The organism is Rhodococcus sp. NPDC076796, assembly GCF_040702765.1.
Classification (GTDB): Bacteria; Actinomycetota; Actinomycetes; order Mycobacteriales; family Mycobacteriaceae; genus Rhodococcoides.
On record NZ_JBFBMS010000006.1, the window covers coordinates 278,497 to 286,251 of the forward strand.

The following is a 7,755-nucleotide window of genomic DNA, read 5'->3' on the forward strand; positions in this document are numbered from 1 at the left end:
GCTGTCAGTACAGGGCCGACGCGAGCTTGCGTCGGGCGGAGACCACCAGCGGATCGGCTGCGTCGAACAACTCGAACAACTCGAGAAGTCGAGTGCGCAACGCGGTCCGGTCGTCGCCGGCACTGATCTTGATTCCTTCGATCAGACGAGCGAAGGCCTGCTCCGGTTGCTGACCGGCCATCTCGGCGTCCGCGGCCTCGATTCGGGCCTGCACATTCGATGCGTCGGCGTCGGCGAGTGCAATCGCGTCCGGTGCCAGGTTCTGCACACGCGCGAGGAACTTGACCTGACGCAGTGCGGCGACGGCCTCGGTGTTCTTCGGTTCGGCGTCGATGATCGCCTGGTAGGCAGCTTCCGCCTTGTCGAAATCGCCCTCGTCGATGGCCTCTTCGGCGGCGACGATCCGCGGATCCTCGATCTCGGGTTCCGGCTCGGCAGCCGCGACTCCGGGTGGGCCACTGAGCTTTCCGGCCGTCGCCTGCTCCACTGCCTGCAGCCACTGACGCAGCTGCTCGTCAGACTGGGTGCCCTCGAAGTCGGCCAGCGGCTGACCGGCTGCAACGGCAACCACCGTCGGAATGGCTTTCACACCGAACGCCTGCGCGATCTGCGGATTGGAGTCCACGTCGACCCGCGCGAGCACCCACGTACCCGCGGCCTCCACGGCCAACTGTCCGAGCTGACGCGTCAGCGCCTGGGATTGCGGCGAACGAGCCGAACCCAGGTCGACGATCACCGGCACCTGCGTTGACCGCTGCAGAACCTCGGCCTCGAACGTAGCCGCAGTCACGTCCACGATCGGTGCCAGTCCTCCCGCGTCGCCCGCGGATTCGGCCGCGGGTGCAGGTGCCGGACGGTCCTTGAGAACGGACAGGTCGACGGCACCGGCAATGGATGCGGGAACGACGGCTGACGGGCGGGCGGGAGGACGGGAACCGGGTCGAGTCACGCCCTACAGTTTGTCACTAACACGATGCGTCATCCACTGGCGGGCGGTGCCGGTAGGTCAGGACAGAACCTTGGCATCGGCTGCGGGCCGGCCGGTGCTCAGCTCGGCGAGACGGCCGGTGCGCGCGGCCCAGATCTCGAAGATGACGGTGCCGAACGGGGGGAACGCCGCGACGAGCGCCAAGAGGGTGGCCTTGATGTCCCACTTGAGCTTGACCGCCGTCAACACGGCGACGGCCAGGTACACCACGAACACCCCACCGTGAATCGGTCCGAAGATCTTCACTCCGATTTCGTTGCCGTCGGCGGGGATGTATTTGAAGGCCATTCCGATCAGCAGTCCGAGCCAGGTGAACGCTTCGAGCACAGCGATGAAGCGGAATCGTTTTGCGGTGCTGCTCAGGTCGAAGAAGTTGGTCATGCCCGCTATTGTGCCCGGTTTGCTACGACAGAACGTAGTGGCTCTGGTCTCAGTTCTTCTCCAGAGCCACCACGAGTCCTACTGCTTCGGCACTCGAACGATGAGGGCGTCGCCCTGTCCACCGCCGCCGCACAGGGCGGCCGCGCCGACTCCACCGCCGCGTCGCTGCAGCTCGAGAGCCAGATGCAAGGCAATGCGAGCTCCCGACATGCCGAGGGGATGCCCGATCGAGATCGCTCCGCCGTTGACGTTCACGATCTCGGGATCGATGCCCAGCTCACGCGTCGACGCGATTCCGACCGCTGCGAACGCCTCGTTGATCTCGACGACGTCGAGGTCCTTCGGATCGATGCCGTTCTTCTCGCATGCCTTGGCGATCGCGCGAGCAGGCTGCGACTGCAGTGTGGAGTCGGGACCGGCCACCACTCCGTGGGCACCGATCTCGGCGAGCCAGGTCAGACCGAGCGACTCCGCCTTCTCCTTGCTCATCACCACGACGGCGGCGGCACCGTCGGAAATCTGCGACGCCGATCCGGCGGTGACGGTGCCTGCCTTGTCGAAGGCGGGGCGAAGCTTGCCGAGGGAGTCGACGGTGGTGTCGGCGCGAATGCCTTCGTCCGCGGTGAACTGGATCGGCTCGCCCTTGCGCTGCGGAATCGACACCGGGACCACTTCGTCGTCGAAGACGCCGTTCTTCCAGGCCGCAGCAGCTTTCTGATGCGACGCGGCGGCGAAGGTGTCCTGCTCCTCGCGAGTGATGACCTCGGTGCTCTGGTTGCGCTGCTCGGTCAGTGCACCCATGGCCTGATCGGTGAAAATGTCGTACAGGCCGTCGTAGGCGAGGTGATCACGCATGGTGACATCGCCGTACTTGAATCCGGCACGCGACTTCTCGAGCATGTGCGGTGCCTGGGTCATCGACTCCTGGCCACCGGCGACGACGATCTCGAATTCGCCGGCGCGGATCAGCTGGTCGGCCAGTGCGATGGCGTCGACTCCGGACAGGCACACCTTGTTGATCGTCAGGGCGGGCACGGTCATCGGAATGCCCGCGGCAACCGCAGCCTGACGGGCCGGAATCTGGCCGGCACCAGCGGTGAGAACCTGGCCCATGATGACGTAGTCGACCTGATCCGGCGGGACACCGGCCTTCTCGAGTGCACCCTTGATGGCGATCCCGCCGAGGTCCGATCCCGAGAAGTCCTTGAGTGCGCCCGAAAAACGTCCCACGGGCGTGCGAGCGCCGGCGACGATGACTGTTGTGGTCACGATTTCCTCCGAAAGTATGAAGACGGCCTTGTCGAGATCAACGCTCCGACGCCCCCTACCGATACCGGCCGGGCGGAGCACCGAAACGTAGCTGGCGCTAACGTCATGGCCATGACCTCCAGCACGCAGTCTTACACGGGAGCCCCGCTGCGCTCCGATCTGGTGACGGCTATCGATCATGTGGGTATCGCGGTGCCCGATCTCGACGCTGCCATCACCTGGTACACCGACCACCTCGGCATGGTTGCAGTGCACGAGGAGATCAACGAGGAACAGGGCGTTCGCGAGGCGATGCTCTCCTTCCCCGGAGCCACGGAGAAGTCCGCTGCGCTGCAGTTGCTCGCCCCGATCGACGAGTCGTCCACCATCGCCAAGTTCATCGGCCGCAACGGCCCGGGACTGCAGCAATTGGCGTACCGCGTCACCGATATCGAAGAGATCTCGACCGAGCTGCGCGCTCGCGGCGTTCGGTTGCTGTACGACGCCCCGCGCCGCGGCACCGCCGATTCTCGGATCAACTTCGTCCACCCCAAAGACGCCGGTGGAGTGCTCATCGAACTGGTCGAACCGAACCCCGACGGGCACTGAACGAACTCCGGGAACCAACCGTATGGCTCTCTACTTGACTCACCGGTAAATTGACGGCCATGGCCATCGATCATGAGCGCACTTCCACGGTGCAACTTCCCTTTTCCATCGTCCGGAAGGGGTTCGATCGCGACGAAGTCACCAACTACTTCGAGCGATTCGACGCCGAACTACGTCTGACGACCGCGGATCGTGATGCGGCCGCCGCGCAGGCTCGTGATCTGGCCAAGCAGCTCGACGACGCTCGCGACGAGATCGACGAACTCCGCAAGGACATCGATCGCCTGTCGGTTCCGCCCACCACCGCGGAGGGCATGAGCGATCGAATCTCACGCATGCTGCGGCTGGCCTCGGACGAGGCATCGGAAGTACGTGCCAAGGCGCACTCGGAGTCCGAGGAAATGATCTCCGTTGCGCAGCAAGAGAGTGCCCGACTCCGCGGGCGGCACGAGTCACTGGTGGCCGAGCTCGAAGAGCGTCGAACGGCACTCGAAGCCGAACACCAGCAGACCATGGCTCAGGCGCGCACCGAGGCCGCCCGAGTGGTCGAGGCCGCGCAGGCCGAGCGCGACAAGTTGGCTGCCGAATCCGAGGCCAAGCGCGCCAAGGTGCAGGAAGACTTCGAGATCACGATGGCCGAGCGGCGCACCAAGGTGCTCACCGCTCTCGAGGAACTCGAAGCGTCCAGCAAGGCCGATGCTGCCCGCCGCATCGAGGAGGCGACCACCGAATCTGCTCGACGCCTCCAGTCCGCGAGTGAGCAGGCCGAGCGACGCATCGCGCACTCGAAGGAACTGGCCGAGGAGCTGCGCGTGCTTCGCAGTCGAGTGCTGGCCCAGCTGCTCGGAATTCGAGGCCAGCTCGATTCGGTTCCGGCGATGCTCGCCTCGGTCAATCGTGAGAGCGAACTGCTCGACAATCCTGACCCGACGGCCATCCTGAAGAAGGAAGAAGAGAAGGCAGCCGCGAAGGCCGAGGACGAGAAGGAATCGGCTGACTCCTCGTCCTGATTCGGCTCGTCCTGCGCCTGGCCTCCCCCGCTACGACCATCTGCGGGTGAGGCCTCGCGTGTTTCGGCCGGACCAACATCCGGTGTGCCAATGTCTGCGATTGTCGGCACCACCGAAATCGTCCGACGGCCACGCGACGATATGTGCGACGCCCGGCCGCACCTCGTGGTCACAGCCGGGGCATCGATAGGTCTTCACGGCCTTGGCACCCGGGACCATCCGCGTCGTATAGGTGTCACCGTCCGGACCGACCTCGACCCGGTTGCCGCCCAGCACGGAATCGGTTGCCGGACCGAGATCACTCGGGCCGCTCCGATTCGGTCGGCGGGGTTGGTTACGACGAGGCACCCGTCCAGTGTAGAGAACGGGCCGGTAGATACCGACAGCCGTCAGAAAAGCCGGAACTCGGTACTGTCGGTTCCCCGCAGGACGTCGTAGTCGAGTGTGAGACAACGAATGCCGCGATCGGTGGCCAGCGTTTTCGCCTGCGGCTTGATGACCTGCGCAGCAAACACTCCACTGACCGGGGCCAGCAGCGGATCGCGATTGAGCAGCTCGAGATAGCGAGTCAGCTGTTCGACGCCGTCGATCTCACCACGTCGCTTGATCTCCACAGCCACTGTTCCGCCATCGGCGTTGCGGCACAGCAGATCCACCGGTCCGATGGCCGTCATGTACTCGCGTCGCACCAGCGTGAAGCCGTCACCCAAGGTGCTGACGTGCTCGGCCAACAACTCCTGAAGGTGAGCCTCCACACCGTCTTTCACCAACCCGGGATCGATGCCCAACTCGTGACTGGAGTCGAGTTCGACGTCGTCGATGGTGATGCGAAGTTCCTCGCCGGCCTTGTTGGTGACAACCCACTTGGTCGTCTCGTCCTCGGTGGTCTCGACCATCCAGCAGGGCGGCGACATCCAGTTGAGCGGTTTGTAGGCCCGGTCGTCCGCGTGCACGCTGACCGATCCGTCGGACTTGACGAGAAGCAGGCGGCGGGCGGACGGGAGGTGTGCGGTGAGACGGCCGACATAGTCGACTTGGCAACGAGCAATAACTAGACGCACTCGACCACCTTAAGGCAGGAGCCCCCGTTAGTCTGTGACGACCATGCCGCAATTGAGACGATCTGCCGCTCCCCTGGGTTCCCGACTGCTCGGCGACACCTCCGAGTCTCCACGTCGACGACGGATCCGAATTCAGCTGCTGTTGACCGTCTTCTTGGTCCTGTCGAACCTGATCGGCGCAGTCATCGTGGGCGTTCTGATCAGCGTCGTCGTTCCGGGCCCGGACGTCTTGGACATGGATCGCTATTGGTGGGTCAATTTCATCGTCGTCCCGGTGTACGTCTTTCTCGCCTTCGTGGTCGGCGTCGTCTGGGGCACCACAAGCGCGCTGAGCAGTCTGCGATGGGGCATCGAGGATCGCCAGCCCACACGGTCCGAACAGGTCGCGACTCTCGCAATGCCCTGGCGCCTGACGCGCATCCAGATAGCGCTGTGGATCGGCGCATTGATCCTGTTGACCACGATCGACGGCATCATCGATCCGCAGGCGATCCCCAAGGTTGCCTTCACGATCGCCGCGGGCGGCACAGTCGTCTGCGCATTCAGCTACCTGCTCAGTGAGTTCGCCCTCCGCCCCATCGCGGCTCGGGCGCTCGAGGCAGGTGACCCACGTCGGATCCGCATCGCCGGTGTCATGGGTCGTTCCATTCTGTCGTGGTTGTTGGGAACGGGTGTTCCGGTCACCGGACTCATGATGATCGCGGTTTTCCGCTTCCTCAGACCCGAGACGACGTCCGCGCAGCTGGCTGTGTCGATCCTGGCGCTCGGCGGAATCACCATCGTGTTCGGATTCGCACTGACTGTCCTCGGCGGATTCGCGACGACCTCTCCCATCAACAACGTACGAGCGGGGATGGCCGAGGTGGAGAAGGGCAACATGGACGTCCGACTCGCGGTGTACGACGGCACCGAGCTCGGCGAGCTGCAGAGTGGGTTCAATCGGATGGCCGACGGAGTACGCGATCGGGAGAAGATTCGCGACCTGTTCGGTAGGCACGTCGGCCATGAGGTCGCCGAAAAAGCACTGCAGTCCGACAGCGAACTCGGCGGACAGGAACGCGATATTGCGGTGTTCTTCATCGACCTCGTGGGTTCGACCGAGCTGGCAGCATCGCGGCCGCCCACCGAGGTCGTGCATCTGCTCAACCGGTTCTTCGCAGTAGTCGTCGACGAGGTCGACGAACACGGCGGTTTCATCAACAAATTCGAGGGCGACGCCGCGCTGGCAATCTTCGGGGCCCCCAACGAAATTGCCGATCACTGCGGCTCCGCGTTGGCCGCAGCCCGAGCCATTGCCCGACGGCTGGTGGTCGAAGTCCCCGAATGCAGTGCCGCTGTGGGTGTCGCCGCGGGACGCGCAGTCGCCGGCAACGTCGGTGCGAAGTCCCGATTCGAGTACACCGTCATCGGAGACCCGGTGAACGAGGCCGCTCGCCTCTCCGAACTGGCGAAGAACGCTCCAGGGGCGATCCTGGCTTCCAAAACGGCAGTCGACGGTGCCGCAGACGACGAAGCCCATCGTTGGGAATTCGGTGATTCGGTAACCCTCCGTGGACGCTCCGCGCAAACAGTCCTCGCGAATCCGAAAGATGTGAAAGTCACCGCCGACAAGCCTGTTGCCGTGCACGCCTGACCCGCATTTCCGGTCATTGCAGTTGCTGTTGACCTGCGCGTCGGCATTGGTTTCCGCGAATGCGCGCGCGTGTGTCAGGTGCGCGGGGAACGGTCAGTGGTCGGAGTGCGATTCTGCTCGCGTATCGCAAGTGCGCGCGCGATTGCCCTAGCGCGTCGTAGTCCGCAGCCGCCTCGCGCGCCGGCAGCCGTCCTGTGACCCCTTGTATCCGCGAATGCGCGCGCGTTCGTCAGGTGCACGGGAAATGGTCGGTGGTCCGGGTGCGATTCTGCGCGCGGGTGGCGAACGCGCGCGCGTTTGTCCTCGTGACCACGGCCGCGTCAAACGCCGACACCCGGGTCCAGTCCCCCGCGTCCGCAAATGCGCGCGCGTGTGTCAGGTGCGCGGGGATTGGTGAGCGGTCGGTGTGCCATTCTGCGCGCGTATCGAAAGTGCGCGCGCGTTTGTTGGTGTGGTGTGTGGGTGGTTTCGAAATGCAGAATGGCCCCGGACCTGGTGGTCGGGGGCCATTCTGGAATGTTGTGTTCGGCGGTGACCTACTCTCCCACACCCTGTCGAGTGCAGTACCATCGGCGCTGGAGGGCTTAGCTTCCGGGTTCGGAATGGGACCGGGCGTTTCCCCTCCGCTATGGCCGCCGTAACTCTGCGAAACAGTGTCACGAGCGAAACCTCTCACCCACACGTGTGTGGGTAGCGGATTCGTGTATTCGATTGTGTTGCTGAATCAACTCGTGTGTTGTTTCAGATATTGCACAGTGGACGCGTAGCTTCTTTGTGGTAAGTCCTCGGCCTATTAGTACCAGTCACCTGCACCCATTGCTGGGC

8 protein-coding genes and 1 rRNA gene are annotated in these 7,755 nt (G+C 64.2%); 3 read left to right on the forward strand and 6 right to left on the reverse strand.

Annotation, left to right across the window (positions count from 1 at the left end):
• Positions 1-4 precede the first annotated feature (4 nt).
• The 3 genes from AB0366_RS19950 to AB0366_RS19960 all read right to left on the reverse strand — a co-directional run bounded on the left by AB0366_RS19950 (position 5) and on the right by AB0366_RS19960 (position 2,638).
• Positions 5-949: a tetratricopeptide repeat protein gene (locus tag AB0366_RS19950; RefSeq protein ID WP_366245449.1), complete on the reverse strand. Its 945-nt coding sequence runs from the start codon at positions 947-949 to the stop codon at positions 5-7.
• Positions 950-1,006: 57 nt separating this feature from the next.
• The gene (locus tag AB0366_RS19955) at positions 1,007-1,378 is read right to left on the reverse strand and encodes a DUF3817 domain-containing protein (protein ID WP_179273743.1); all 372 of its coding nucleotides are present in this window, start codon (positions 1,376-1,378) and stop codon (positions 1,007-1,009) included.
• Positions 1,379-1,447: 69 nt separating this feature from the next.
• Positions 1,448-2,638, reverse strand: coding sequence for an acetyl-CoA C-acetyltransferase (locus AB0366_RS19960; RefSeq protein ID WP_366245451.1), 1,191 nt, complete (start codon positions 2,636-2,638; stop codon positions 1,448-1,450).
• Between the two features lie 111 nt (positions 2,639-2,749).
• Here AB0366_RS19960 and mce point away from each other — a divergent pair, with 111 nt between their 5' ends.
• Together mce and AB0366_RS19970 are read left to right on the forward strand one after the other, a co-directional pair.
• Entirely contained in the window at positions 2,750-3,226 is a 477-nt protein-coding gene (gene mce, locus AB0366_RS19965) for a methylmalonyl-CoA epimerase (protein WP_366245452.1), read from the forward strand.
• A gap of 59 nt (positions 3,227-3,285) precedes the next feature.
• Complete coding sequence (locus tag AB0366_RS19970) at positions 3,286-4,236, forward strand: hypothetical protein (RefSeq protein ID WP_094611685.1); 951 nt, start codon at positions 3,286-3,288, stop codon at positions 4,234-4,236.
• A gap of 30 nt (positions 4,237-4,266) precedes the next feature.
• Here the strand turns inward: AB0366_RS19970 and AB0366_RS19975 are convergent, their stop codons facing one another.
• Together AB0366_RS19975 and nucS are read right to left on the reverse strand one after the other, a co-directional pair.
• Entirely contained in the window at positions 4,267-4,584 is a 318-nt protein-coding gene (locus AB0366_RS19975; protein ID WP_037193364.1) for a hypothetical protein, read from the reverse strand.
• A 41-nt stretch (positions 4,585-4,625) separates the two neighbouring features.
• Positions 4,626-5,297 carry an endonuclease NucS gene (gene nucS / locus AB0366_RS19980; RefSeq protein WP_366245454.1) on the reverse strand — a complete coding sequence of 224 codons (672 nt, stop codon included), beginning with the start codon at positions 5,295-5,297 and terminating at the stop codon, positions 4,626-4,628.
• 43 nt (positions 5,298-5,340) lie between these two features.
• Here nucS and AB0366_RS19985 point away from each other — a divergent pair, with 43 nt between their 5' ends.
• Positions 5,341-6,930 carry an adenylate/guanylate cyclase domain-containing protein gene (locus AB0366_RS19985; protein ID WP_366245456.1) on the forward strand — a complete coding sequence of 530 codons (1,590 nt, stop codon included), beginning with the start codon at positions 5,341-5,343 and terminating at the stop codon, positions 6,928-6,930.
• A gap of 523 nt (positions 6,931-7,453) precedes the next feature.
• Here the strand turns inward: AB0366_RS19985 and rrf are convergent.
• Positions 7,454-7,570 (reverse strand): 5S ribosomal RNA (gene rrf, locus AB0366_RS19990).
• Positions 7,571-7,755 lie beyond the last annotated feature (185 nt).